Here is a 22,968-nt window from a genome sequence, read left to right as displayed (position 1 = left end):
ACCCCCGCACGGACGAGCCGCGACCCCCGCACGGACGAGCCGCGACCCCCGCACGGACGAGCCGCGACCCCCGCACGGACGAGCCGCGACCCCCGCACGGACGAGCCGCGACCCCCGCTAAGGTGACCGCGGCAGGGGGCATCGTCAACAACCCGGTCGACAGGTCATGTTGACGGAAGGTGAACCGGAGGAGCGAACTCCGACGCCATGTTCGACGGTGATAGCATTCCGCCGTCTGCGGCCTTGATCCACTTTCGCTCAGGTCCTGAACCTGAACGCGGTGGGCTCTGCCCGATCCGCCAGTCCCCCTCACGGGTTGCGGATCTTTGCGAGGCGTACCCGTTGGCGCCCGCACGCCACGCGCCGGGAAAGGTTTCCATGACTCAAAACGCGCTCCTCTGGTGCCTCGTTGCGATCGCGGTGATATCCACAGCCGCGGCCGTGGCACTCGTACTCCGCAGCAGAGGTCTGAGCAAGAGGAAGAAGGAGTCCGAAGCCGCGCTTCAGGCGCGGCTGCGTTACACCGAGGAACAACTCGGTCGCACCCAGACGGAGTTGTCACGACTCCAAAGTGAACAGCACGAGGTCATCCGCGAGGCGGAGCAGTCCGCCGAGGAGAACACCAAGGTCGTCCTCAAGGGTGCCGCCCGCTTCCTGCAGAGCCTCGCGGCCGAGCAGACCATGCTGCTGGACGGCGTCCAGCGCGAGTACGGCGGCCACCGGGTCCTCGCCGACCTGATGGACATCACCCACGCCAACGCCCAGATGGCCCGCAAGGCCCAGGGCATTGCGGTCATGTGCGGCGCACCCCTGGGCCGCCGCAGCCATCCCGCCAGCATCTACGACGTGGTCCGCAGCGCCCAGGGCCAGATCCGCAACTTCCAGCGGGTCGAGATCATGCAGCCGAGTGGCATCGCGCTGAAGGCCTCCGCCGTCGCGCCGGTCGCCCTGGCCGTCGCCGAACTGCTCGACAACGCCGCGAGCTTCTCCCAGGCGGACGCACCGATCGAGGTCACGTTCCGCCAGGCGCAGAAGAACCTCTGCATCATCATCGACGACGCCGGCGTCGGCATGGGCGACGAGGAACGGCAGCGTGCGAGCGCGCTGCTCTCCGGCGACGACGTCCCGCGACTGTCCCAGTTGGGCACCCAGCCGAAGTTCGGCTTCCCGGTGATCGGCCTGATCGCCCGCCAGTACGGCTTCAAGGTGGATGTCACCGGCGTCTCACGATATGGCGGCGTACGGGCCGTCGTCCTGCTGCCCGAGGAGCTGTGGACCATGGAGGAGACCCAGCCGCCGGCCTCGACGGCGCCCGTGAGCAACATCCGGCCGGTGGACAACGGCGAGCCGGCGCGTACGGCCGGCGGTCTGCCCAAACGCGGCGCCCGTGTGTCGCCCACCGGCGTCTCCGCCCCGGTGGAGCAGCCCGCCCGACGCAGTGCTCGCCGCGGCGTCGGCAGTCTGGCCGCCCTCCAGCGCGGCACGAAGACCGCACGCGACGTCGCCTCCCGTGACACCCCGACGCCCGGAGGGGCCGAGAACGCATGAGTACGACAGACCTGTCGTGGATGGTCCAGGACATCGTCGACAACGTCCCCCGGGCCCGGCACGCCGTGGTGCTGTCCGCGGACGGCATACCGCGCGGGGCCACCGACGGCCTGACCGGCCAGGAGGTGCGGACCATCTCCGCCGCCATGTCCGGCATGCAGTCGCTCAGCCGGGCCACCGCCCATTTCGCCGGGTCCTCGCAGGACCGGCAGTGGATTCAGACGGTCATCGAGTTCCAGCACGGCTGGGTGTTCCTGATCGCGGCCGGACAGGGCGCCTACCTGGCGGCCGCCGCGGAGCCCGACGTCGACATGGAGCAGTTGTCGTTCCGGATGAACCGCCTGGTCGCCCGGCTGGGCACCAACCTCACGGCCCCGCCGCGGGTGAACGCCGCCGACCCGGACCGGGCCGACTCCGGCTCTCACGCCCCGCAGGAGGCGGCGAGCAGGTCCCTCGGCGTACTCGCCGGGCTGGACAAGGCGGTCGCCTCGGTGCCCGGCGCCCTGCACGCGCTGCTGCTGGGCGCGGACGGTCTGCCCCGGGGCGCGAGCGCGGGGATCGGCAGGGACCTCGCGGACACGATCTCGGCCGCCATGACCGGCATCCACGCCTACAGCCGGGCGACCGCTCCGTTCGCGGGCGGCGGGCAGGACGACGAGTGGAACCAGACGGTCATCGAGTTCCAGCACGGCTGGATCTTCCTGATCGCTGGCGGCGAGGGCGTCTATCTGGCCGCCGCCGCCGAACACGACTGCGACATCGAGGAGTTCACCAACCGCCTGGCCGACGCGATGCCCGCGCTCGCCTCACAGCCGGCCACGCACGGGAGGAGGGGCAGTGGTGCATGACGACCATTCCGACGAGCTGGAGCTCACGGCCCCGTTAGTCCCCCTGTTCGTCATCGCCGGGGGACGCGCACTGCCCCGGGAGAGCGAGTACGAGCACACCACGATGATCACGGCCCAGGACGGTGTCCAGGCCGCGGCTCGCACTCTGTCTCCGGAAGCCCGCCTGGTCATGGACCTGATCGCGGACGGCTTCCTCTCCGTCGCCGAGGTGGCGGCCCACACGCGGCTGCCCCTGGGCATCGTGCGCATCCTGCTGGCCCAGATGGCCGAGGACGGCCTGATCCATGTGCGTAACCCGGTGCCCCACGCCGAACGCCATGACCCCGTCCTGCTCACCGCCGTGCTCGACGGCCTGATGCGTATACGAACCGGAGCGTAACGACCCGTGTATCTGGATCCCGACGTCTCCCGCTCCGTGAAGGTCCTGGTCGTGGGCCACTTCGCGGTCGGGAAGACCACGTACATAGGAAGCGTCTCCGAGATCGAGCCGCTGCAGACCGAGGAGGAGATCACCGAGGCCAGCGAGGGCCTCGACGACCTCTCCGACACCCCGGACAAGACCACCACGACGGTGGCGATGGACTTCGGGCGTCTGACCCTCAGCGACGACCTCGTCCTCTACATCTTCGGGACGCCGGGCCAGGAACGGTTCAAACAGATGTGGGAGGGCCTGTCGAGGGGAGCGCTGGGAGCGCTGGTCCTGGTGGACCCCGAAAGGCTGGAGGAGACGTTCCCCGTCCTGGACCTGGTGGAGGCGTTCGGCCTGCCCTACGTCATCGCGGTCAACACCTTCGACGGCAAGCTCCGCTTCCCGCTGTCGGAGGTGTGCGAGGCACTCAACATCCCCGAGGAGACACCGGTCATCGACTGCGACGTCCGGGACCAGGACTCCTCGATGCAGGCCCTCATCACCCTCGTGCAGCACCTCTTGTCCTCACTCGGCTAGGAGCCAGCATGCAACAGCCCTTCGAGAGCACCGGGACACCGGCCGGCTGCCCCGCACACGCCAACGTCCCGCTGTACGGCACCGACTTCGGCTCCGACCCGGAGCGCACCTACACCCAGTTGCGTACGACGGGGCCCAGCGCCCCCGTCGACATCGCGCCCGGCGTCGAGGTCGAGCTGGTGACCAGCTACGACGCGAGCCTGTACATCCTGCAGAACCCGACGCTGTTCCTGCGGGACTCGCGCCGCTGGAACGCCCTGAACGAGGGACGGGTCCCCCCGGACAGCCCGGCCCTGCCCATGATGGGCTACCGCCCCAACGCCCTGTTCAGCGACGGCGCTGCGCACGCCCGGCTGCGGCAGGCGGTCACGGACAGTCTCGCCACCATCGACCAGACCCGGCTCGTCCGGCTCACCCAGCACTCGGCCGACTACCTCATCAGCCGTTTCAGCTCCGAGTCCCTCGGCCAGGCGGAGCTCATGGCGGCCTACGCCCAGCCCCTGCCGCTGCTGGTCTTCGGCGACCTGTTCGGCTGCCCGCCGGAGCTCGGCGACCGCGTCATCGTCGGGATCAGCGGCATCTTCCAGGGCACCCCGGGCGCCGACGAGGTCCTGGGCGGCGCCCTCGCCGAACTGATCGACCTGAAGCGCCGGCAGCCCGGTGAGGACCTCACCACCCGTCTGATGGTGCACTCCGCCCGGCTGTCCGACGAGGAGGTGCTGCACCAGCTGGTGACCCTGCTCTCCGGTGGCACCGCGCCGCTGACGGCCGCTGTCGGCACGAGCGCCGCGCTCTACCTCAGCGACGACTGGCCGGCCGGCCTGCCGGTCGAGGACGCGGTCGTGAAGACCCTGTGGAACTACGCACCCATCGCCAACTACGCGGCCCACTACCCCACCCAGGACGTCGAGCTGGGCAACAGGACGCTGCGGGCGGGCGACCCGGTCCTCATCTCCTTCGCGGCGTCCAACACCGACCCCAAACTGACCGAGCACCGCGAGCAGCTCAGCTCCAAGGCCCACCTGGCCTTCGGCGCCGGCCCGCACGCCTGCCCGGCCAAGGACCCGGCGTTCATGATCGTGTCCACCGCCGTGGAGTCCCTCCTCAACCGGCTGCCCGACATCGAGACGCGCGTGCCCTTCCAGGACCTCGCGTGGGTGGCGACGCCCTGGAGCCGTTCCCTGGTCACGGTGCCCATCCGGTTCACCCCCCGGGCCGTGCCGCCCGCGGCCGGGAACCGGCCGGCCGCGTCGTCCTCGGCTCAGGCGCCGTTCTCGAACGCCGCCCAGCAGCAGGCCTCGGCGACCCGTCCGGCGCACGCCGCGTCGCGTCCCAAGGGCGGGCTGTTCAGCCGCTTCCGGGCATGGATGAATGGGGAGTGATGTAAGTAACCCTGCGAGAACGCAGTGTTATTGGATGCTTGAATCATCCGATGGGTACGGATGGCGGCTGGCAGGAAGGAGCCGTCATCGTGGTAAGTGTCACGACTCCGACAGCGGAACGTCGGGCCACCGTCTCTCTGTTCTCCCGTCTCCGTACGGCTGAAGGACAGTCCAACCCTTTCCCCATCTATGCGGAGCTCAGGGCGCGCGGCGAGGTCAGCCCCGCGCCCTGGGGCGGCCACCTCGTCACCGGTTACACCTCCTGTGAGCGGATCCTGCGCAGCGGCGTCTGGCTGGAACCGGACGCCGCGTGGCGGGAGCGCCAGGGCGAGCGCACCCGCTGGAGCGCTCCCTCCTCCCGGGAGATCAGCCGCACCCTCCCCGCACTGAACCCCCCGGAACACACCATGGTCCGCCGGTCGGCGGGCTCCTTCGACCGCACCACCATCGACCGGATCGGCCATCGGGTGGGCCGGGTGGTCGACCGGCTGCTGGACGGTCTGCAGGAACGTCTGCACACCGGGGAGGCCGACTTCGCGGCACTTGTGAGCGAGGAGCTCCCCGTCGCCACCATCGGCGACTGGCTCGGACTGCCCAGCGCGGACTGGCCCCGGCTGCGGGAACTGACCCACGACCAGGTCTTCACCCAGGAACTCCTCCCCAACGCCAGCCAGCTGGCCCGCTCCGACGCGGCCATGGCGGAACTGCGCGCCTACTTCCTCGGCCTCGTGAGAGAACGGCGAAAACGGCCCGGCGACGACCCGGTGTCCCGCTGGATACGCACCTGGGACGAGCTCGAACCCGACCAGGACAAGGCCGACGAGGCCGTCTACTTCCTCAGCCTGTTCGTCCTGCTGGCGGCTCTGGAGACCACCGCGACCCTGCTGACGACGATGACACTCCTGCTCGTCGAGGAGCCCGGCCGCTGGGACCAGCTCACCGAACAGCCCCAGCTGGTGGACGGGTTCGTCGAGGAGACCCTGCGCTACGACCCGCCCACCCACGTCATCAGCCGCATAGCGGCCCAGGACACCGTCCTGGACGACACCGAGGTCGCCGCCGGGGAGATGGTCCACCTCATCGTGGGCGCAGCCCACCGCGACCCCGCCCGGTTCAGCAGCCCCGACTCCTTCGACCCGCACCGCAATCCCGGCCATCTGGCGTTCAGCTGGGGCATCCACTACTGCCTCGGCGCGCCGCTGGCCCGCCTCGAAGCACAGACCCTGCTTCGCCACATGATCACCCGCCTGCCGAGACTCACCCTGGTGCGCCGCCCGGCGCACGCACCCCGGGTGGCGTTCCGGCGCCTGCTGAACCTGGATGTAGCACCGGCATGAACCTGTCCGTCACCCCCGCCGCCGTCCCCGCTCCCGCTCCCGAGTCCGCGCACGGAGCGGAGGCGACCCCTCTGTCCCTCAGCCGGACGGGACCCGTCCTGCACGTCCGGCTCCATCCCTCCGCACAGGGCGACGTCCTGAACGCGGCGGTCCTGGACGCACTCGTCACCGTCCTCGACGATCTCCACGACCAGCCGGATCTACGCGTCCTGGTGCTCTCGTCCCTGGGCGAGGACTTCTGCCTGGGAGCGGACCGCCGCGAGTACCAGGACGCCCTGGCCGCCGACCCCACCGGCGCCACCCTGCGGCGCCTCGCGGACAAGGCCCGGCGGGTGTGCCAGGCCCTGGAGGACACCCACGCCGTCACCATCGCCCGGCTCCACGGCAAGGTCATCGGCGCCGGCCTGGCCCTCGCCGCCTACTGCGACCTCCGCGCGGGCGCGGACACCTGCCGCTTCCGTATGCCGGAGGTCGGCATCGGACTCGCCCCCGCCTGGGGCGGCGCCATGGGCCGCCTGATCACGGAGGCGGGCGCGGCCCGGATCCGTGAACTCATGCTCACCTGCGACGACTTCGACGCCCCCACCGCCCAGCGCCTCGGGCTGCTGCACAAGATCGCCCCGCTCGAGTCGCTCGACGACACCGTCACGGCCTGGACCAGACCCCTGGCCCGGCGCTCGCCCGAGGCCCTCCTCCTGACCAAGCGCATGCTCACCGGCTACGCGAAAGCCGCCCGCACCACCGACACCGCGCTGCTCGACTCCCACCTCCTGGCCGCCCAGCTGACAAGGCCCCGCTGAGCAGATGACCCGGCGGAGCACGACTCCGCCAGGTCATCTGCTCAGCGGCGGCTCAGAAGGCAGCTGTTCCGTTCTCTCAGGAGACGACGCCGGTCACGGACCCGCCCGGCTTCGTCACCCGGTACGTCACGGTGGCGCCGCTCCAGAAGTGCAAGGTGAGCGTCACGGTGGCGCCGTCACGGACCGCGTCGAAGAGGGCGGGGGTGAGGGCGCACTCGGTGGCGATCCGCTCCCAGGCCGCGTCGAAACGGGCCAGGACCTGGTCGTGCTCGGTGGCCAACTTGTTGATCCACTGCCATGAGTCATCGTGGACGTCGAGCACCACCCGGAGATCGGCGGCCAGCGCCCGGTCGACGACGTGCCGGATCCGGTTCACGTCCGGTCGACGGTGCAGGGCGCCGTCGCCGACTGGTGGTTGCTCCGGGTGACGGGGATCCGGATACTGCGGTACCCCTTCGCCCGGACGGCGTCGAACCTCCCTTTGGTCGTCAGGGGATTGCCCCATGCCGTCTCGTCCGGGACGGCGTCCAGCGTTGCCCAGATTCCAGCTGGGCTGCGTCGCGGCCACGGCATCGAGAGCCGTGCCGGAGCCTGGCGCCCCGGCTCCCGGGGCGGCGGGCCGGGAAGCCGGGGAGGAGGCCGCGAAGGGCGTGCCGACGAGTAGGCAGACCGAGGTGAACAGACTCACCCGGAGCGCCGTCACTCGCGGCGCCACCTGTCTGGGGCCGTGTGCGGACAGCCGTGTCTTCATCATCGCTCGTCCCTGTCGTCAGGCCGCCTCGCCGACCGCGCCGGGCACTTCCCGCGCATCCGGCGGGCAGCAGCAGCGTGTGGCCATCGCCCGGGCGCTGGCCATGAAACCCAAGCTGATGCTGTTCGACGAGCCGACCTCCGCTCTCGACCCCGAGCTCGTCGGCGACGTCCTCGACGTGATGCGGCAGTTGGCCGAGGACGGGATGACCATGGTCGTCGTCACCCACGAGATCGGCTTCGCCCGCGAGGTCGGCGACACGGCCGTCTTCATGGACGAAGGAGTCGTCGTCGAGGCCGGCGACCCCCCCCACGGTCCTCGTCGAACCGGAGCAGGAACGGACCCGCGCCTTCCTGTCGAAGGTCCTGTGAGCACCCCGTCACGGCATCGGCCCCACCCCGCCACGCTCCTCGGCCCGGCCCGCCGCCGACTCCAGCACTATCTGCACGACCTCGCCGAACTCGTGTCCATCGACTCCGGCTCCTACATCCCGGCGGGCGTCGACGCGGTCGCCGACCGGGTGCAGGCCCGTCTGACGGCGCTCGGGTTCACCGTCGAGCGGATCCGGCCGCCCGGCGCCGAGCCCACACCCTCCGACGCCCCGGCCCCGCGCCCCGGAGACGTCCTGGTGGCCCGCAAGACGGGCCGCCTCCCCGAGGCCGACGGCGGACGCAGGATCCTCCTGGCCGCCCACATGGACACCGTCTTCGCGGACGGCACGGCAGCCGAGCGGCCCTTCACCCTCGACGGCCCCCTCGCGCGCGGGCCCGGAGTCAGCGACGACAAGGGCGGCTTGCTGGCCGGCCTGACCGCGCTGGACCTGCTCCGGGAACAAGGGGCGGACCGGTACGCCGAGCTGGTCTTCCTCGCCACCCCCGACGAGGAGATCGGCTCCCCGGCCAGCCGGGCGATCACCGAGGACGTCGCCCGCGGCATGCACTACGCCCTCGGCCTGGAGTGCGCGCGCGAGAACGGGGACCTGGTGCTCGCCCGCAAGGGCGTCGCCGACTTCCGGCTCCCGTCACCGGCCGCGCCGCCCACGCCGGCATCGAACCCGAACGGGGCGCCACGCGGCCCTCGCCGCGGCGCATCTCGTCGTCGCCCTGCAGGCCCTCAACGGACGCTGGGACGACGTCACCGTCAACGTCGGGGTCGTCCGCGCCGGCGAACGCCCCAACATCGTCTGCCCCGAGGCCGAACTCCACCTGGAGGTACGCGCGGCCACCGCCGCCGGTCCGCGCGGGATGAGGCAGGCCATCGAGGACGCCGCCGCGCGCCCCGCCGTGCCCGGCACCGCCGTCACCGTCGAACAACTCGACCACTGCCCTCCGATGGAGGCGACCGCTGCCTCGCAACGGATGTTCGCCCACGCCCGGGAGGCGGCGGCCGCGCTCGGCTTCACCCTCGGCGCCACCGCCACCGGCGGAGTCAGCGACGCCACCCTCATCGCCGGCGCGGGCGTCCCGGTCCTGGACGGCCTCGGGCCCGTCGGCGGAGCCGACCACAGCCCGCGGGAGTGGCTGGACACCACGACCGTGCCCCACCGCATCGCCCTGCTGGCCGCGCTGATCACCGCGCTCGGCGACGACGGCGCCGCCGCCTGAACGCCCGGCCTCCGGCCGCGCCGCACCCCGGCCGGAGGCCCGGCTCCACACCGACCCACCCAACAACTTACGGAGGCCCCATGCGCGACCGTCCCCGCCCCGTCCTCGCCGGCGCCACCGCACTCGTCCTCGTCCTCACCGCCGCACCGGCCGCCCAGGCGACCGCTCACCCCGGCAGCGCCCGCACGGCCGGCTCCCTGGTCCTGATCGGCGGCGGCCTCAAGGGGAACAACACCGAGGTGTACGGGGAGATCATCGACCGGGCCGGCGGCTCCCGCGCCCGCATCGGCGCCCTCACCGCGGCCTCCGTCCCCGAGAGCCAGGACCCGCACGCCGACGACCCCGTGCGCTGCAGCAACTCGGCCTGCAACGGCGCCTACTACGCCGGACTCCTCGAGAAGCACGGCGCGGCCGACGCCCAGTGGATCGCCGTCGACCTCGACCACATCGCCGACGCCGACTCCGACGCCCTCGTCGACCGGATCAACTCCATGAGCGGGTTCTTCTTCGGCGGCGGCGACCAGTACCGCTACGTCACCACTCTCCTGCACGGCGACCGGCACACCGACTCCAAGGTGCTCGCCGCCATCCGCGCCCGGCTCGCCGACGGCGCGGTCGTCGCCGGCACCTCCGCGGGCGCCCAGATCGCCGCCGGGCCCGACATGGTCACCGGCGGCGACTCCTACCCGGCCCTGCGGGACGGCAGCGCCCCCGGCTACTTCGACGACCCCGCCCGGCTCGGCTACCTCCTCCGAGGCGGATTCGGCTTCCTGCGCTCCGGCCTCGTCGACACCCACACGGGCGCCTACGGAAGGGAGGGCCGGGCCCTGCGCCTGGCCGCCGACACCGGACACGACCGCGTCTACGCCCTCCAGGAGAACAGCGCACTCGTCGTCGACGCCCTCGGAACGCCGCGCGAGACCATGACCGTCCTCGGCACCAACGGCGTGGGCGTCATCGACCTGCGCGACGCCCGCGCCCGCACCACACCGGCCGGCTGGACCCTGACCCGCGCCCGGTACACCCACCTCACCGACGGCGACCGCCACGACGCCGCCCGCTGGGCGGTCCGCCCCGCCCGCGACAAGCGTCCCCTCGCCCCCCCCCGCGGCACGACGCCCGTGCCCGTCGACGACGACGTCTTCTACTCGACCGACAACCCGGCGGGCGTCCCGTACTCCTTCCTCGGCACCGCCACCGCCCTCGCCTCGACCCGGGACCAGCGCACCGCCACCACCTACGAGAGGTCGCCCCGCTTCACCGTCACCTTCACCAGGCGGCCGGGCTTCACCGCCTGGACGAGCGACGGCACCATCGCGCAGACCCTCGTCGGACTGCGCGTCGACATCGCCCCCCGATGACCCCTGCCCACACGGCCCCCGAGGCCGGGGCCGGACGAACTCCCCGTCCGGCCCCGGCCACCGGCGCGGGCACTAGGCTCGGCACCGGCGCACCGCAAGATCCGAAAGGAGCCCTCATGGCCTCCGGCACACTCGCCGACGACATCCGCCTCAAGCTGGGGACCCTCAGCCCCGCCGAGCGGAAGGTCGCACGGGTGCTGCTGGCCGCCTACCCCGCCGCGGGCTTCGAGACCGTCGCCACCATCGCCGAACGCGCCACCGTCAGCGCCCCCACGGTCCTGCGCTTCGTCGCCCGCCTCGGCTACAGCGGATTCCCCGAGTTCCAGGCCGCCCTGCGCGCCGAGCTCAACCAGCGCAACGCCTCACCGCTGACCCTGTACGAGGAGACGGAGGACACCTCCGGCGACGACTCGGCCGCGGGCCTCATGGCCCGCAGCAGCAAGCTGTTCACCACCGCCGTCGCCCAGACCCTGGCCGAGACCCCACCGCACGACCTCGAACGGGCCGTCGCGCTGCTGTCCGACCGCAAGCGCCGGATCACCCTGGTCGGAGGCCGGTTCACCCATCTGCTCGCCCAGTATCTGGCGCTGCACCTGATGCAGTTGCGCGGCGACGTCCACATCCTGCCCGAACGCCCCGTCGAACGGGCCGCCGCCCTCGCCGGCCTCGGCCGCCGCGACGTCCTCGTCGTCTTCGACTACCGCCGCTACGAGGAGGACAAGGTGGCCCTGGCGCAGCTCACCCTGGAACGCGGCGGCAAGGTCGTGGTCTTCACCGACACCTGGCTGTCACCCACCAGCGCGCACGCCGAGGTCGTCCTGCCCAGCCAGGTCTCCACACCCTCCCCGTACGACAGCCTCGTCCCCACCCTCGCCGTGATCGAGACGGTCGTCGCAGGCCTGCTGACGGCCCTCGGCGACGAGGCCCACCAGCACATGAGGCAGACGGAGGACGTCGCCCGGCGCAGCGGACTGGTGTGACCGGTCACCAGGGTACGGACGCGGGTGCGGGGCCGGCCCCAGGACTGGCACAGTCACCCGGTCAGGTGGGCGACCACCGAGCCCATCGCGTGGCGCAGCGCCGGGCGGACCACCTCCGGGTCGTCCACCGTCTCGAATGCGTGGTGCACGCCGGGGACGTCGACCAGTTCGAGCCGCGCCGCGCCCTCGGCGGCCGCCTTCACGAACGCGTCGACGGTGTCGGCGATCTCACGGGCCTCCTTCCCCGCTCGGAGGAGGACCACGGGGAGATTCCCCGCCTGCGTGACCGCCCGGGCGGGATGGAACCGGCTGCCGGCCATCCCCCAGGCGGGAAGGGGCGCCAGGACGGGGTAGGAGGCGGCCAGGCAGCGCAGCCAGACGGGGGGCCGCGTCAGCCAGTCCGCGGTGAGCAGGCCGCCGCCGGAGAAGAACCACAGGGCGATCCGGTCCGGGTCCACCCGGGCATCGGCCCGCACCCGCTCCACACCGGCGGCGACGTCCGCCGCGGCGCGTTCGTAGTCCGCGATGTCGTGGAGGCGGTGCTCGACGGTGACGCCGACCACGCCCTCGGCGGCCGCCATCCGGGCGTGGCCCACCAGGGTCGGCCACTCACGCGGGCGCGGCCGCGCTCCGGCGGGCACCGGTCCTCCGTGCACGAAGACCACGGCCGGTCGCGGTCCCTCACCGTCGGGGACGTACAGATCGACACGACCCCGGCGCACGCGGGGCACCTCGGGCACGTCCAGCGGGAACGGGCGCAGATGGACGGGCACCGGCCCGTCGCCGGCGGCCGGCCGCAGGCGGTGCCCCTCACCCGCCGCGGCCCCGAGCAGGACCTCCGCCAGGGCGCCGGGGGAGGAGAGCATCGGCCAGTGCCCCGTGGAGAGCTCGAAGAAGGCGACCCGCGGGTCGGTCAGGGCGGCCAGTGCGGGGTCGCCGAAGTCGACGAGCCTCTGCACCGAGTCGATGCCGCCGCCGTTCCCGGTGCACAGCACCCCGGTCACCGGCAGCGCGGCCACCGCCCCGCTCAGCCGCAGGGGCTGCAGCAGGGTGCCCAGCGGCTGAGGTGCCGCCAGGGCCGTCAGCCGCTCCAGTGCCGCCTCGCCCACCCCTGCGGTACCGCCCCAGCGCCCCCACTCGCCGACGGCCGGTGGCGCGAGCACGCCCTCGCGCTCGCCCGCCTCGGCACGCTGCGCCAGCTGTGCGCGCAGCGCCTGGTCCGGTACGGCGGCCAGCGCCGGCACACCGTTCTGCGGCATCCCGCTGTCCAGGTACACGACGCGTGCGACGCGCTCCGCCCGCCGGTCGGCGGCGCCGAGCACCGGGTGGATGCCGTAGTCGTGGCCGACGAGCACGATCTCCCGCCCGGCCGTCGCCTCCACGGCGTCGATCGCCGCGACCACGTCCGCGATGTGCGTCTCCAGATCGACGTCGGCCGGCCTGGCGGGACGGGAGGCGTCGACTCCGGTCAGCGCCACCGCGTGCACCTCGCTGCCCGCCGCGGCCAGCCGCCCGGCCGTCTCCTCCCACACGTGGGCCCCGGTGAACACACCCGCCACCATGATGAACACGTACACGAAGTCCTCCCCCAATCGGTGTGCGGACCGCGGGATGCGCCCGGTCCGGCCCCGGTACCGTAGGAACTCCCCCTGAGGGAGGTTCAACTGTCCACGCCGCACGAGCCGTTCTGGAGCATCGGGGAACTCGCCGAGCGCGCCGGTACCACGGTGAAGACCGTCCGCTTCTACTCCGACCGAGGTCTGCTCCCGGAAGCCGCCCGCAGCAGTGGCGGGCACCGCCGCTACGGACCCGAGGCCCTGGACCGGCTGCGGCTGATCCGCTCGCTGCGCACCCTGGACCTGCCCCTGCCCGAGATCCGCCGCATCCTCGACGACGACGGCGCGGCCGGGCGGGCACTGGAGACCGTCGTCGACAGCCGTCTGCGCGAGCTCGGCACCGAACTGAGAGCCCTGCGCTGGCGGGAAGCGGCACTCCACCTGGTACGCGACTGCCCGCCGGACCAGCGCGCCGGCCGGCTGGAGCTGCTCGGCGCCTTGACCAGCCCACCGAGCACCGCGCCCCTGGCCCGGTTCTGGCGCACCTGGCTGCCACCCCGGATGCCGGCCCGGGCGACCGCCGCGTTCCTGGAGGCCGCCGTCCCGCAACCACCGGACGAACCGCACCCGGCCCAGGCGCTCGCCTTCGCCCGGCTGCACGCGATGACGACGGCTCCCTGCCCGGGCGGCGGCCGGCCCCAGCCCCATGTCCACCGGGAGGCAGGAGCGCGCGGCGCGGCCACGCTGTACGCGGGCCTCACCGAGGCCTTCGAACTCGCGGCCCCGCACCTGCGCCGGGCTCGCGATCCCCGTCCGGGCGAGGCACTGGACGCCTTCGTCGCGGCGTACGCCGGCGCCTACCGCGGCCGCGACACCCAGGACTTCCGCCGCCGGCTGGCCACCGACCTGGCGTCCGACCCCCGCCTGGACCGGTACTGGCAGCTCACGGCCATCGTCCTCACCCCACCGGGCGGCCCCCCGCATCCGACCCCGGGATCGGCGGACGACTGGCTGCGGGCGGCACTGCGGCGGGATGTCGCCGACGCTGCGTAGGCCATCGGAAAGCGCCGCCCACCCGGCAGGCGAGGCGTGCGAGCACGCCCGGGACCAGCGTGTGGATCGCCAGGCCCTTCGGTGAGGAGCACCGCACCCGGAGCGCGTTCTCCACTGCGGTCAGCCCCCTTCGTCCGGTCCTCGCAGGGGCGGCGCGCAGTCCGTGAAGGAGGCTGAGCGGCGTCGGGTCAGCGGGTGGCCAGGACCTCGAGCGTGTCGATCACGCGGTTCGAGAAACCCCACTCGTTGTCGTGCCACGCGACCACCTTGACGTGGCGGCCGTCGACGCGCGTGAGGGCCGAGTCGAAGATCGACGAGGCGGGGTTGCCCACGATGTCGGACGGCACGAGCGGGTCGTCCGAGTAGTCGAGGACGCCGGTCAGCGGCCCGTCCGCGGCGGCCCGGTACGCCGCCAGCACGTCGTCGCGGGTCACGTCGCGCGCGACCGTCGTGTTGAGTTCGACGATCGAGCCCACCGGCACCGGCACACGGATCGAGTCGCCCGACAGCCTGCCGTCAGGCCCGGCAGCACCAGGCCGATCGCCGTGGCGGCGCCCGTCGTGGTCGGCACGATGTTGACCCCGGCGGCACGGGCGCGACGGCCGTCGCGGTGCGGGCCGTCCCGCAGGTTCTGCTCCTGCGTGTAGGCGTGCACCGTCCTCATGAACCCGTGCTCGATACCGGCGAGGTCGTCGAGCACCTTGGCCAGCGGGGCGAGCGCGTTGGTGGTGCAGGAGGCGTTGGAGACGATCGTGTGCAGGTCCGGGTCGTAGGCATCGGTGTTCACCCCGAAGGCGAGCGTGACGTCGGCGCCGTCCGACGGCGCGCTGACCAGCACCTTCTTCGCGCCCGCGTCGAGGTGGGCGCGGGCGGCCTTGGCGGAGGTGAAGCGACCGGTGGCTTCCAGGACGATGTCGACGCCCAGCTCGGCCCACGGCAGCCGCGCCGGCTCGCGCTCGGCCAGCACCGTGATCCGCCGGCCGTCGACGACGAGGGTGTTCCCCTCGACGGTCACCGGACGCCCGAGCCGGCCGGCCGTGCTGTCGTAGGCGAGCAGCCGGGCGAGCGTGGCGGGCTCGGTGAGGTCGTTCACGGCGACGACCTCCAGGGCGCTCTCGCGCTCCAGCAGTGCGCGCAGCACATTGCGTCCGATGCGGCCGAACCCGTTGATGGCGATGCGAGTCATGAGTGATGTCCCTTCCTCTCGCCACCAGGCTCGCTCGCGGCTCGCACCACCGACAGTGGCGCCATCGCCATGGTTCACAAGGATCCCGCCACCACCGCCACCGCCCTACTCGCCCTGCGTGAAGGTGCGCCGGTACTCGCTCGGGGTGGTGCCCAGGATGCGCTGGAAGTGCAGGCGCAGGTTCGCTCCGGTACCGAGCCCGACGTCGGCGGCGATCTGTTCGACGCTGCGCTGCGACCGCTCGAGCAGTTCGCGGGCCAGGTCGATGCGGGCGCGTATCACCCACTGCATCGGCGTGTAGCCGGTCTCCTCGACGAGGCGCCGCGAGAACGTACGCGCCGACCCGCCGGCCTGCTGCGCCAGCATGTCGAGGGAGAGGGGCTCGCCGAGCCGGTGCAGGGCCCACTCGCGGGTGGTGCCGAAGCGCTCGCCGAGCGGGTCGGGGACACCGCGCGGCACGTACTGGGCCTGGCCGCCGCTGCGGTAGGGCGCGGCGACCAGGCGGCGCGCGGCGTGGTTGGAGGCCGCCACCCCGAGGTCGCCGCGCAGGATGTGCAGGCACAGGTCGATGCCGGAGGCGGCACCGGCCGAGGTTTGTGCAAGCGGCGCATGGATGGGTACCCGCGTCCGGTGGCCCGTCGACGGCGGGTGTCTGAGCGGTGCGGGTGCGGAGTGGGGAGTTCGAGGTGGGGTTGCGCGAGGTGCGGGGTGCCCGGGCGTTTCGGGGCTGTTCCCGGATTCTGGCGGGTCGCTACCGTCTGGATGCGTTGATCGGCTCGGGAGGAGCGGCCGACGTCCACCGCGGGTTCGACCTGCGGTTGCGGCGGCCGGTCGCCGTGAAGGTCTTCCGCGCCGGTACGGGCTTCGACACGGAGGAGGCCTTCCGCAGCGAGACCGTGATCCTGGCCCGGTTGCAGCATCCGGGGCTGGTGACCGCCTACGACGCCGCGCACCACGACGGTGACGCCTTCCTGGTCATGCAGTTGATCGAGGGGCCCACCCTGAAATCCCGTATCGCCGAGGGCCCGCTGTCGTGCACGGCTGCGGCCGCGCTCGGCGCGGGACTGGCCGACGCCCTGGCGCACGCCCATGAGTCGGGCATCGTCCACCGGGACGTCAAACCGTCCAACATCCTTCTGGACCCCTCCGGCCGTCCCCACCTGACGGACTTCGGCATCTCCCGGCTGCTCGACGCGACCACACGCACCGCCACCGGCACCCTGACCGGCACCGCCGCCTACCTCTCCCCCGAACAGGTGCTGGGACGGCCCGTCGGCCCGCCCGCGGACATCTACGCCCTCGGCCTGGTCCTCCTCGAAAGCCTCAGCGGTCGCCTCGAATACGGCGGAGGCCCCTTGGAGGCCGCCATAGCGCGCCTGCACCGGCCGCCCGCCCTCCCGGACTTCCTGCCCGACGACTTCGCCGCTCTGCTGCGGGGCATGACGAGTCTGCAAGAGGGAGACCGCCCGACGTCAGGCGCCTGCGCCCACGCCCTGAGCCGTCTCGCCGGAACGAGCGCCAGGAGGCCCGACACGTCCGTAGCCCGGCCCGCGTTCCATGTCGTACCAGCCACGACCGCGGAGCACGCCGACAGCACACACCGGAGCTGGTCGCCCGCCGCCAAGGGGCCCCTCGCCTCCGGCGTCCCCTCAGTTCTGCGCACGAGGGCGTCTCGGTCCGCCTCTGTCCGGGGCCGCCTTCGCACGCACGGGGCGGCGGCCGCGCTGGCCGCCGTCGTCGCCGCCGGTCTGGTCGCCGCCGACGGCTTCTCCCCTCACGACGACGCGGGCGAGGCGGTCCCGGCCCCCTCCGCCCCTCGTCCAGCCGTCCCTTCCCCCTCCCAGGACACCGCGGTTCACCAGGGCGACACCCCCTCCGCGTCGACGACCCCGCCTTCGCGCAGCCCGTCCGTCCAGGTGCCCAACGTCACTGCCGGCGCCCCCACCGCCCAGCCCGCTCGTCCGCGCGGTGACGAGCGCACCGCGGACAGCGCAGCCGGGAAGGGCCGGCGAAAGACCCCCGATCAGGCCCACGGGCAGGCGCGAAAGAAGCAGCACGGCAAGAAGACGAAGCACATGGTGAGCAGGGGGAAGGAAGCGCCCGAGCGCCGGTAGCGTAAGCGGCGCTCCCCGCCGAGGGGCGGTGACCGCCACGAACGGCGACTGCCTCACGGCCCCTTCGCCAGCGCATGATCACGGCAGGTTCTCCCACGTCCGGGCTACCGAGGGCAGTAGCGTCCTGATGCTCGAGGTGACCACCGGCGGACGTGAGGGAGAGTGGAATCCGTGGCCGATTTCTTGAGATCCTCCGCGCCGCGGTTCCTCGTGCACGGTGCCCAGAACGAGCAACTGCCCGAGGTCGGCCGGGACGTCGACGCCATCGTGACGGTCACCGCGACCGGCGCCCGCCAGATCGGCGACGCGCCGGGCGGTGGCGTCGCCGCACCGCGGGCGTACCGGACGGCGTCCGCCCAGGGCGGGGCGGTGGCGATCATGGTCGACTGTTCCGGCTCGATGGACCGTCCGCCGGCCAAGATGCGCGCCGTCAGGGCGGCGACGGCCGCCGCGATCGACGCGGTGCGCGACGGCGTGCACTTCGCCGTCGTGGCCGGCACGCACCGGGCCACGGCGGTGTACCCGGGCGGTGGCACACTGGCGGTGGCCGACGCGCGCACCCGTGAAGAGGCCAGGCAGGCGCTGCGCACGCTCTGTGCGGGCGGCGGCACCGCGATCAGCACCTGGTTACGGCTCGCCGACCGGCTGCTGCACGCCGCCGACGTGGGCATCCGGCACGGGCTCCTGCTCACGGACGGACGCAACGAGGACGAATCGCCCGGGGAACTGCGGGCCGCGCTGGACGCCTGCCCGGGCCGTTTCACCTGCGACGTACGCGGGGTGGGCACGGACTGGGACGTGCGGGAGGCCACGGGCATCGCCTCGGCGCTGCTGGGCAGCGCCGGCATCGTCGCTGATCCGGCTGATCGGGCTGATCCGGCCGATCCTGCCGGCCTGGTGGACGACTTCACCCGGCTGATGGCGAAGGCCATGGGCGAGGAGGCCGCCGATGTCGCGATTCGGGCAAGGCGTTCGAAACGGACCTCGCCGGGCAGGGCATCGAGTTACTGCGGCCGTCCCGCAAGCGGGAGAAGGCCCGCTACGGCGAGCCAACGCTCAAGAAGGTCCGCCAGCTCATCGAATCGGTCAACGACACCCTGAAAGGCCAGCTCGACCTGGAACAACACGGCGGCCGGACCTTCGAGGGCGTCGCCGTCCGGGTCGCCCAGCGCATCCTCGCCATGGCCACGGCGATCTGGCACAACCGCAAGACCGAAGCCCCGGTCACCCGATCCCTGATTGCGTACGACCACTGATCACATAGGACTCACTCGTCTAGACATCGCGATGGTGCACCCGGACAGGAGAGGCATGGACGAGCCGGTCTTCGTCATCCACGGCGTCGGCAACCGAGACCCGCCGCTTTCACCGCCGTCGTCGAGGCGTTGCAGGCGGCCGCGGCGACGACCCTGGTACCGGTCTACTGGGGCGACCTCGGCGCGGACGACCGCTTCCTCGACCTGGCACTCCCGCCCCGCCCCACTGGACTGCGGGACACGCCCGAGGACATCGGGGGAGAGGCACCGTCCGAGCTCCTGTCTGCGGTCCCTTGCGGTCCCTTGCGGTCCCCTGCGGTCCCTTGCGGTCCCTTGCGGTCCCCTGCGGTCCCCTGCGGTCCCCTGCGGTCCCCTGCGGTCCCCTTGGCGACAGCGGGAACGGCCGGCCCACCCCGGGGCATTTGCCGGAACCCGTGCAGGACGCCATCCGCCACCACCTGCACTCGCCGCGGGACGGCGGACTGCGCGACGGCGGCGGCGACGTCCCGGACGCGGACGAAGTGCTCGCGACGCTCACCGAGGAATGGCCGGCGACCCGCTGGCTGTCACGATCCGATGACCACGCTCTCCTCCGGGAGACGGGAAAGGCCCTCGCCCGTGCCGTCAGCGACTCGCACGAGCCGGACGTCCCATGGGCCGGGCTCCGCGGACCGGCAGCCGCCCACGGTATCCTCCGCTCACTGATCAGGCGTCGCCTGGCGGACCTGGACCGCGTCGCGGGTGCGGCGATGCAGGCCGTCGCCGGCAGGATGAACCACAGCCTGCGCCACCACTTCGGCCCCGGCGCGACCAGGTTCCTCGGCGACGTCCTGGTCTACCAACGCCATCGCGAGCAGATCCACGCCCGCGTCCGGGAGCGGATCGAGGACGTCGATCCCGAGCTGGGACGCCGCCCGGACCGCCCCGTACGACTGGTCGCCGTCGACATGGCCACCGCACGGGAACCGCTGTGGACTTCGTCGCTGCTCACCTTCGGCTCCCAAGCCGCGTACTTCCACCTCTGCGACCCCCGCGGTGGCCGCCTCGCGCCCCACACCGGCCACGAACCCGTGGACCTGCCCGACTCCCTGGCCCGCTGGACCAACCTGTGGCAGCCACTCGACGTACTGGCCTTCCCCGTCTCGCGGGTCTTCCGTCTCGCCGACGGCACGTCCCCCCGTCGACCTGCCGCTGCCGCACACCGCCAGCGCGGGACCGTGGACCCACTCCGTCTACTGGGACCTGCCGGAACTGGCTTTCGCGATCAGCGATGTGATGCGGCGGCAGACGTAGGGGTGGTGAGCCCCGCCCACCGCAGGAAGAGAGCGGCGGTGCCTGAGTACAGGCGGACCAGTCTTCGCGGGTCGGCGGTGTACTCCTGGTAGATGTGGCCGGTGCAGGTCGTCCCTACCGGCACGGTGTGGCGTTTCCTGCTGCGTTCCACACTCCACGCGCGTCGACCCCTCAGCCTGTCGTCCCCTCACGCATGCCGCGGGGGACAACTCACGCGGAACGCGTCAGCCGCTCCAGCTGCTTGGGTACTCCGCCGGAGACGGCGATCCTTCGCGGCTTGGCGCGTGCGGCCAGGGGGATGCGCAGGGTGAGGACGCCGTTGTCGTAGGCCGCCTCGGCGGCGGCCGTGTCCAGGGCGTCGGACAGGGTAAGGCGGCGGGTGAACCGGCCTGTGGGTCGCTCGGTCAGCACGGGCCGAGCGTCGGCCGGGATCGGGGAGGGCCGTTCGGCGGTCAGCGTCAGCGTGTGATGCTCCGTGGTCAGTTCGATGGTGGAGCGGTCCATGCCGGGCAGGTCGAACTGCAGATAGAGCGCATCGTCGTCGCGCCAGGCGTCCGCCGCGATGACGGTGCCGCCCGAGGTGCCGCGTTGCGTGAGCTGATGCGCGAGCCGGTCGAGATCGCCCAGAAGCTCCGTGCGCGCAAGCATGTCCAACGTCTCCCTCCCAGGACGCAGGCCGCCGGGCTGAGCCCCGACGATCGAGTACCGCATATTCGTATAGCTCATGGATGGAAATCTGACAACTCTCGACTGGGTGAAATTGACAGAGGAAGACTCAAGCCTTGGGCTCACGCACGGTGTATGGGCGGGCGCGTGGTGAGGTCGAGAGAAGGCGCCCGAGGGCATCCGCAGAAAGTTGAGTCTCGCCTTGTCAACTTTCACCGCGTGGTGGTATATCGGAAGTGGAGCCAACGGCACCGAAACGACGTCAAGGAGGGACAGCAGATGCTGATGCGTACGGATCCCTTCCGGGAGCTTGACCGGCTCGTCGAACGCGTCTGGGGCACGACCGCACACCCGGCGGGCATGCCGATGGATGCCTGGCGTGAAGGCGAGACGTTCTTCGTGGAGCTGGACCTGCCGGGCGTGAACCCGGGGTCCATCGACCTCGACGTCGAGCGAGACGTCCTCACCGTGAAGGCCGAGCGCAAGCCGGTGTACGGCGAGAACAGTGAGACGGTCATCACCGAGCGGGCCGCCGGGACGTTCAGCCGGCAGCTGTTCCTCGGCGAGACCCTCGACACCGAGAGGATCGAAGCCTCCTACGAGGCCGGTGTGCTGAAGCTGCGGATCCCGGTCGCCGAGCAGGCCAAGCCGCGCAAGATCGCCATCAGTGGCGGCAGCGACCGCAGGGAACTGGGCGGCTGACGCCGCAGCGGCACCGCCTCCGAGGGCCCCGGCATCAGGCCGGGGCCTGTTCGGTGATCTTCCGCTCGCCGTCACGAGCGGGACGGACGCTCCGGCTCCCCGCCGTCGGCGTCGCACACCTTGGTGAAGGTGGCCCCGCACCGGCACTGTGAGTGCTCGATCAGTTCTCCGTCGTTCGACACGCTCAGCCCCTGGCTGAGCCGCACGTGCACATGATCACCCATGAGGAGCTGCTTCCCTTGACGTGGCTGCTCGGCCATGGTGGGGGCCGGCCATCGGAGTCGACAATGCTGCAGCTCACACGCGGCAGCGGATCACCGTGTCGATCTGCGCACGGTGCGCACAGGTCCCGGCGCGCACCGTCCGGGGCGCGTACCGGTGCGGATCACCCGGACGGCTTGCTGCCGGCCTCGGAGAACCCGTCCGGCCACCACCCCTCGTCCCGCCCGGCGGACACGCGCCGGCCGGGCGCCCGGGCTCGGGTGCCGCCCGGCCGACGGTGCAGGACCCTCAGGGGCGCCGCACCCGTACGCAGTCGAACTCCGCCGTCGTCCCGCCTCTCCCCATGGAGCTAAGGCCGACAGGGATCCGGCTGTCCGCGAGCAGCGTCCAGGCGCCGCCCGCCGTCCAGGTGCGGCCGTCCCGGCTGGTGTACGCGCGCAGCAGGTGCTCACCCGTGGACGGGGAGAGGCGGTGGCGCAGCCGGAGCCAGGTCGTCTCGTTCGGCGGCCCCATCGTCATGGAACCGCAGGCCTGCCGTCCGGCGTACGGCTGTTGCTGTGGAACTCGGTCTGCCGCCTGTTCCAGATGGCGGTGTGCGCGCGGCGCAGCCATCGAGGTAGCGGTCCGCCGTCGCGTGCTCATCCACGGCTCTACGGAGCGCCGCGACGGAGGACCCGGCGACAGCGCCGCCCAGTGTGACGCCGGACCGTAGCCGATCGAACACCTCTGCGCTTGCGGCCACGGCGGGCACCGCGCCCGCGGCCGGCCCGGCAGGGGTAGCGGCTGCGGTGAAGGTGGCAGCGCCCCCGAGCGAACCGGACGGAACCCGAGAGCAGCCCCGGCCCCCTGCGACACCGAGGGACGCGGGTCATGCCGCCTTGCAGTGCCGCGCCGAACGCCGGGCCAGCCTGCAGCGCCCGGTAGGGGGCGGGCCGGCGGCGTGGACCAGCCGCAGGCGACGTCTGCGGGCGTGGCGGGCCGCGTGCGGGCGGGCCCGCAGCCGGTCCTCGATGCGGTCCATGGCGTACAGCAGCACAACCAGGGCCGGCGGCAGCAGCACGGCGACAGCGATCACAGCCCCGTTCCCTCCCGGTGGGTGACTCCGACCGGCTTCCCGCCCGGGCTCGGCCGGCAACGGGAAGGTGTGAGAGGTGCGTGACAACGGGGTGCGGGCACCGTCGGGGAGGAGCCCGGCCGGAACACCGGGTGAGCATCTAGTGTCCTGAGTCGGGAATTCGGTTCAGATATCCGGCGAGGCGTTCGAGGAGCTCGTCCGCGGTCTTCGTCCAGACGAAGGGCTTCGGATCCTGGTTCCAGGTCTTGATCCAGTTGCGGATGTCCTTCTCCAGTGCCTGGACGTTCC

At 72.3% G+C, this 22,968-nt stretch carries 22 protein-coding genes and 7 pseudogenes; 18 read left to right on the top strand and 11 right to left on the bottom strand.

Annotated elements, in window-relative coordinates; translation table 11 throughout:
- The first annotated feature begins 441 nt into the window (after positions 1-441).
- From ACFW6P_RS29645 to ACFW6P_RS29615, 7 genes are read left to right on the top strand one after another with little or no spacing between them, the layout of a single operon-like run.
- Entirely contained in the window at positions 442-1,548 is a 1,107-nt protein-coding gene (locus ACFW6P_RS29645) for an ATP-binding protein (RefSeq protein ID WP_386359752.1), read from the top strand.
- Between the two features lie 20 nt (positions 1,549-1,568).
- Positions 1,569-2,396: a roadblock/LC7 domain-containing protein gene (locus ACFW6P_RS29640; protein WP_386359763.1), complete on the top strand. Its 828-nt coding sequence runs from the start codon at positions 1,569-1,571 to the stop codon at positions 2,394-2,396.
- Entirely contained in the window at positions 2,389-2,775 is a 387-nt protein-coding gene (locus ACFW6P_RS29635; protein ID WP_386359750.1) for a DUF742 domain-containing protein, read from the top strand. The genes ACFW6P_RS29640 and ACFW6P_RS29635 overlap by 8 nt, the downstream gene beginning before the upstream one ends.
- Positions 2,776-2,781: 6 nt before the next feature.
- Entirely contained in the window at positions 2,782-3,342 is a 561-nt protein-coding gene (locus ACFW6P_RS29630; RefSeq protein WP_386359748.1) for an ATP/GTP-binding protein, read from the top strand.
- 8 nt (positions 3,343-3,350) lie between these two features.
- Positions 3,351-4,724 carry a cytochrome P450 gene (locus ACFW6P_RS29625; protein ID WP_386359747.1) on the top strand — a complete coding sequence of 458 codons (1,374 nt, stop codon included), beginning with the start codon at positions 3,351-3,353 and terminating at the stop codon, positions 4,722-4,724.
- Positions 4,725-4,774: 50 nt separating this feature from the next.
- Entirely contained in the window at positions 4,775-6,061 is a 1,287-nt protein-coding gene (locus ACFW6P_RS29620; RefSeq protein WP_386359745.1) for a cytochrome P450, read from the top strand.
- Positions 6,058-6,861, top strand: coding sequence for an enoyl-CoA hydratase/isomerase family protein (locus tag ACFW6P_RS29615; protein ID WP_386359743.1), 804 nt, complete (start codon positions 6,058-6,060; stop codon positions 6,859-6,861). Before ACFW6P_RS29620 ends, ACFW6P_RS29615 begins: the two co-directional genes overlap by 4 nt.
- 76 nt (positions 6,862-6,937) lie before the next feature.
- Here ACFW6P_RS29615 and ACFW6P_RS29610 read toward each other — a convergent pair whose 3' ends face one another.
- Entirely contained in the window at positions 6,938-7,237 is a 300-nt protein-coding gene (locus ACFW6P_RS29610) for a cellulase family glycosylhydrolase (protein WP_386360142.1), read from the bottom strand.
- Between the two features lie 127 nt (positions 7,238-7,364).
- Here ACFW6P_RS29610 and ACFW6P_RS29605 point away from each other — a divergent pair.
- A pseudogene (locus ACFW6P_RS29605) lies at positions 7,365-7,709 on the top strand (hypothetical protein); the annotation flags it as partial.
- Here the strand turns inward: ACFW6P_RS29605 and ACFW6P_RS29600 are convergent.
- Both ACFW6P_RS29600 and ACFW6P_RS29595 read right to left on the bottom strand, forming a co-directional pair.
- Positions 7,631-7,885, bottom strand: a complete 255-nt coding sequence (locus tag ACFW6P_RS29600) for a hypothetical protein (RefSeq protein ID WP_386425433.1) — start codon at positions 7,883-7,885, stop codon at positions 7,631-7,633. The pseudogene ACFW6P_RS29605 and the gene ACFW6P_RS29600 sit on opposite strands and share 79 nt — an antisense overlap.
- Positions 7,886-7,991: 106 nt before the next feature.
- Entirely contained in the window at positions 7,992-8,306 is a 315-nt protein-coding gene (locus tag ACFW6P_RS29595) for a hypothetical protein (RefSeq protein WP_386360150.1), read from the bottom strand.
- On the opposite strand from ACFW6P_RS29595, the pseudogene ACFW6P_RS29590 reads away from it, so the two are divergent.
- From ACFW6P_RS29590 to ACFW6P_RS29575, 4 genes and pseudogenes are all read left to right on the top strand, one after another.
- Positions 8,307-8,507, top strand: a pseudogene (locus tag ACFW6P_RS29590) (M20/M25/M40 family metallo-hydrolase); the annotation flags it as partial.
- Positions 8,508-8,715: 208 nt separating this feature from the next.
- Positions 8,716-9,216, top strand: coding sequence for a M20/M25/M40 family metallo-hydrolase (locus ACFW6P_RS29585; protein WP_386360144.1), 501 nt, complete (start codon positions 8,716-8,718; stop codon positions 9,214-9,216).
- Positions 9,217-9,296: 80 nt separating this feature from the next.
- Positions 9,297-10,577 (top strand): cyanophycinase, encoded by a 1,281-nt coding sequence (locus tag ACFW6P_RS29580; RefSeq protein WP_386425427.1) that lies wholly within the window; start codon positions 9,297-9,299, stop codon positions 10,575-10,577.
- A 116-nt stretch (positions 10,578-10,693) separates the two neighbouring features.
- Positions 10,694-11,557, top strand: a complete 864-nt coding sequence (locus ACFW6P_RS29575) for a MurR/RpiR family transcriptional regulator (RefSeq protein WP_386359848.1) — start codon at positions 10,694-10,696, stop codon at positions 11,555-11,557.
- 53 nt (positions 11,558-11,610) lie between these two features.
- On the opposite strand, the gene ACFW6P_RS29570 is transcribed toward ACFW6P_RS29575, so the two are convergent.
- Positions 11,611-13,134 (bottom strand): alpha/beta fold hydrolase, encoded by a 1,524-nt coding sequence (locus ACFW6P_RS29570; protein WP_386359846.1) that lies wholly within the window; start codon positions 13,132-13,134, stop codon positions 11,611-11,613.
- Positions 13,135-13,221: 87 nt separating this feature from the next.
- Here ACFW6P_RS29570 and ACFW6P_RS29565 point away from each other — a divergent pair, with 87 nt between their 5' ends.
- A complete protein-coding gene (locus ACFW6P_RS29565) occupies positions 13,222-14,166 on the top strand; it encodes a MerR family transcriptional regulator (protein WP_386359851.1) in 945 nt (314 codons plus the stop codon).
- Positions 14,167-14,354: 188 nt separating this feature from the next.
- Here the strand turns inward: ACFW6P_RS29565 and gap are convergent.
- Together gap and ACFW6P_RS29555 are read right to left on the bottom strand one after the other, a co-directional pair.
- Positions 14,355-15,352: pseudogene (gene gap / locus ACFW6P_RS29560) on the bottom strand (type I glyceraldehyde-3-phosphate dehydrogenase).
- Between the two features lie 105 nt (positions 15,353-15,457).
- Positions 15,458-15,946, bottom strand: a pseudogene (locus tag ACFW6P_RS29555) (GlxA family transcriptional regulator); the annotation flags it as partial.
- A 173-nt stretch (positions 15,947-16,119) separates the two neighbouring features.
- On the opposite strand from ACFW6P_RS29555, the gene ACFW6P_RS29550 reads away from it, so the two are divergent.
- From ACFW6P_RS29550 to ACFW6P_RS29535, 4 genes and pseudogenes are all read left to right on the top strand, one after another.
- Complete coding sequence (locus ACFW6P_RS29550) at positions 16,120-17,466, top strand: protein kinase (RefSeq protein ID WP_386425421.1); 1,347 nt, start codon at positions 16,120-16,122, stop codon at positions 17,464-17,466.
- Positions 17,467-17,637: 171 nt separating this feature from the next.
- Positions 17,638-18,429: pseudogene (locus ACFW6P_RS29545) on the top strand (VWA domain-containing protein); the annotation flags it as partial.
- Positions 18,426-18,722 (top strand): annotated as a pseudogene (locus ACFW6P_RS29540) (IS982 family transposase); the annotation flags it as partial. The pseudogenes ACFW6P_RS29545 and ACFW6P_RS29540, both read left to right, overlap by 4 nt.
- Before the next feature lie 434 nt (positions 18,723-19,156).
- Complete coding sequence (locus ACFW6P_RS29535; protein ID WP_386359842.1) at positions 19,157-20,107, top strand: hypothetical protein; 951 nt, start codon at positions 19,157-19,159, stop codon at positions 20,105-20,107.
- Between the two features lie 118 nt (positions 20,108-20,225).
- Here the strand turns inward: ACFW6P_RS29535 and ACFW6P_RS29530 are convergent, their stop codons facing one another.
- Entirely contained in the window at positions 20,226-20,663 is a 438-nt protein-coding gene (locus ACFW6P_RS29530) for an Hsp20/alpha crystallin family protein (RefSeq protein ID WP_386359840.1), read from the bottom strand.
- 297 nt (positions 20,664-20,960) lie between these two features.
- Between ACFW6P_RS29530 and ACFW6P_RS29525 the strand changes: the two genes are divergently transcribed.
- Positions 20,961-21,383, top strand: a complete 423-nt coding sequence (locus ACFW6P_RS29525) for an Hsp20/alpha crystallin family protein (RefSeq protein WP_386359839.1) — start codon at positions 20,961-20,963, stop codon at positions 21,381-21,383.
- A 71-nt stretch (positions 21,384-21,454) separates the two neighbouring features.
- Here the strand turns inward: ACFW6P_RS29525 and ACFW6P_RS29520 are convergent, their stop codons facing one another.
- From ACFW6P_RS29520 to ACFW6P_RS29505, 4 genes and pseudogenes are all read right to left on the bottom strand, one after another.
- Positions 21,455-21,607: a hypothetical protein gene (locus ACFW6P_RS29520; RefSeq protein ID WP_386359838.1), complete on the bottom strand. Its 153-nt coding sequence runs from the start codon at positions 21,605-21,607 to the stop codon at positions 21,455-21,457.
- Positions 21,608-21,893: 286 nt separating this feature from the next.
- The gene (locus ACFW6P_RS29515) at positions 21,894-22,124 is read right to left on the bottom strand and encodes a hypothetical protein (protein WP_386425419.1); all 231 of its coding nucleotides are present in this window, start codon (positions 22,122-22,124) and stop codon (positions 21,894-21,896) included.
- A 349-nt stretch (positions 22,125-22,473) separates the two neighbouring features.
- Entirely contained in the window at positions 22,474-22,680 is a 207-nt protein-coding gene (locus tag ACFW6P_RS29510) for a hypothetical protein (RefSeq protein ID WP_386359836.1), read from the bottom strand.
- 139 nt (positions 22,681-22,819) lie between these two features.
- Positions 22,820-22,968, bottom strand: a pseudogene (locus tag ACFW6P_RS29505) (IS630 family transposase); the annotation flags it as partial.

This window comes from Streptomyces sp. NPDC058741, assembly GCF_042746715.1.
GTDB lineage: Bacteria > Actinomycetota > Actinomycetes > Streptomycetales > Streptomycetaceae > Streptomyces.
This window is presented reverse-complemented; position numbering and strand designations above follow the sequence as displayed.

What these genes read in the sequence shown, in the direction of transcription:
- ACFW6P_RS29640 (WP_386359763.1), top strand. Translation starts at nt 1,569, where the DNA reads ATGGTCCAGGACATCGTCGACAACGTCCCCCGGGCCCGGCACGCCGTG.
- ACFW6P_RS29575 (WP_386359848.1), top strand. Translation starts at nt 10,694, where the DNA reads ATGGCCTCCGGCACACTCGCCGACGACATCCGCCTCAAGCTGGGGACC.
- ACFW6P_RS29525 (WP_386359839.1), top strand. Translation starts at nt 20,961, where the DNA reads ATGCTGATGCGTACGGATCCCTTCCGGGAGCTTGACCGGCTCGTCGAA.
- ACFW6P_RS29515 (WP_386425419.1), bottom strand. Translation starts at nt 22,124, where the DNA reads ATGACGATGGGGCCGCCGAACGAGACGACCTGGCTCCGGCTGCGCCAC.
- ACFW6P_RS29620 (WP_386359745.1), top strand. Translation starts at nt 4,775, where the DNA reads ATGGGTACGGATGGCGGCTGGCAGGAAGGAGCCGTCATCGTGGTAAGT.
- ACFW6P_RS29580 (WP_386425427.1), top strand. Translation starts at nt 9,297, where the DNA reads ATGCGCGACCGTCCCCGCCCCGTCCTCGCCGGCGCCACCGCACTCGTC.
- ACFW6P_RS29530 (WP_386359840.1), bottom strand. Translation starts at nt 20,663, where the DNA reads ATGCTTGCGCGCACGGAGCTTCTGGGCGATCTCGACCGGCTCGCGCAT.
- ACFW6P_RS29600 (WP_386425433.1), bottom strand. Translation starts at nt 7,885, where the DNA reads ATGAAGACGGCCGTGTCGCCGACCTCGCGGGCGAAGCCGATCTCGTGG.
- ACFW6P_RS29625 (WP_386359747.1), top strand. Translation starts at nt 3,351, where the DNA reads ATGCAACAGCCCTTCGAGAGCACCGGGACACCGGCCGGCTGCCCCGCA.
- ACFW6P_RS29615 (WP_386359743.1), top strand. Translation starts at nt 6,058, where the DNA reads ATGAACCTGTCCGTCACCCCCGCCGCCGTCCCCGCTCCCGCTCCCGAG.
- ACFW6P_RS29520 (WP_386359838.1), bottom strand. Translation starts at nt 21,607, where the DNA reads ATGGGTGATCATGTGCACGTGCGGCTCAGCCAGGGGCTGAGCGTGTCG.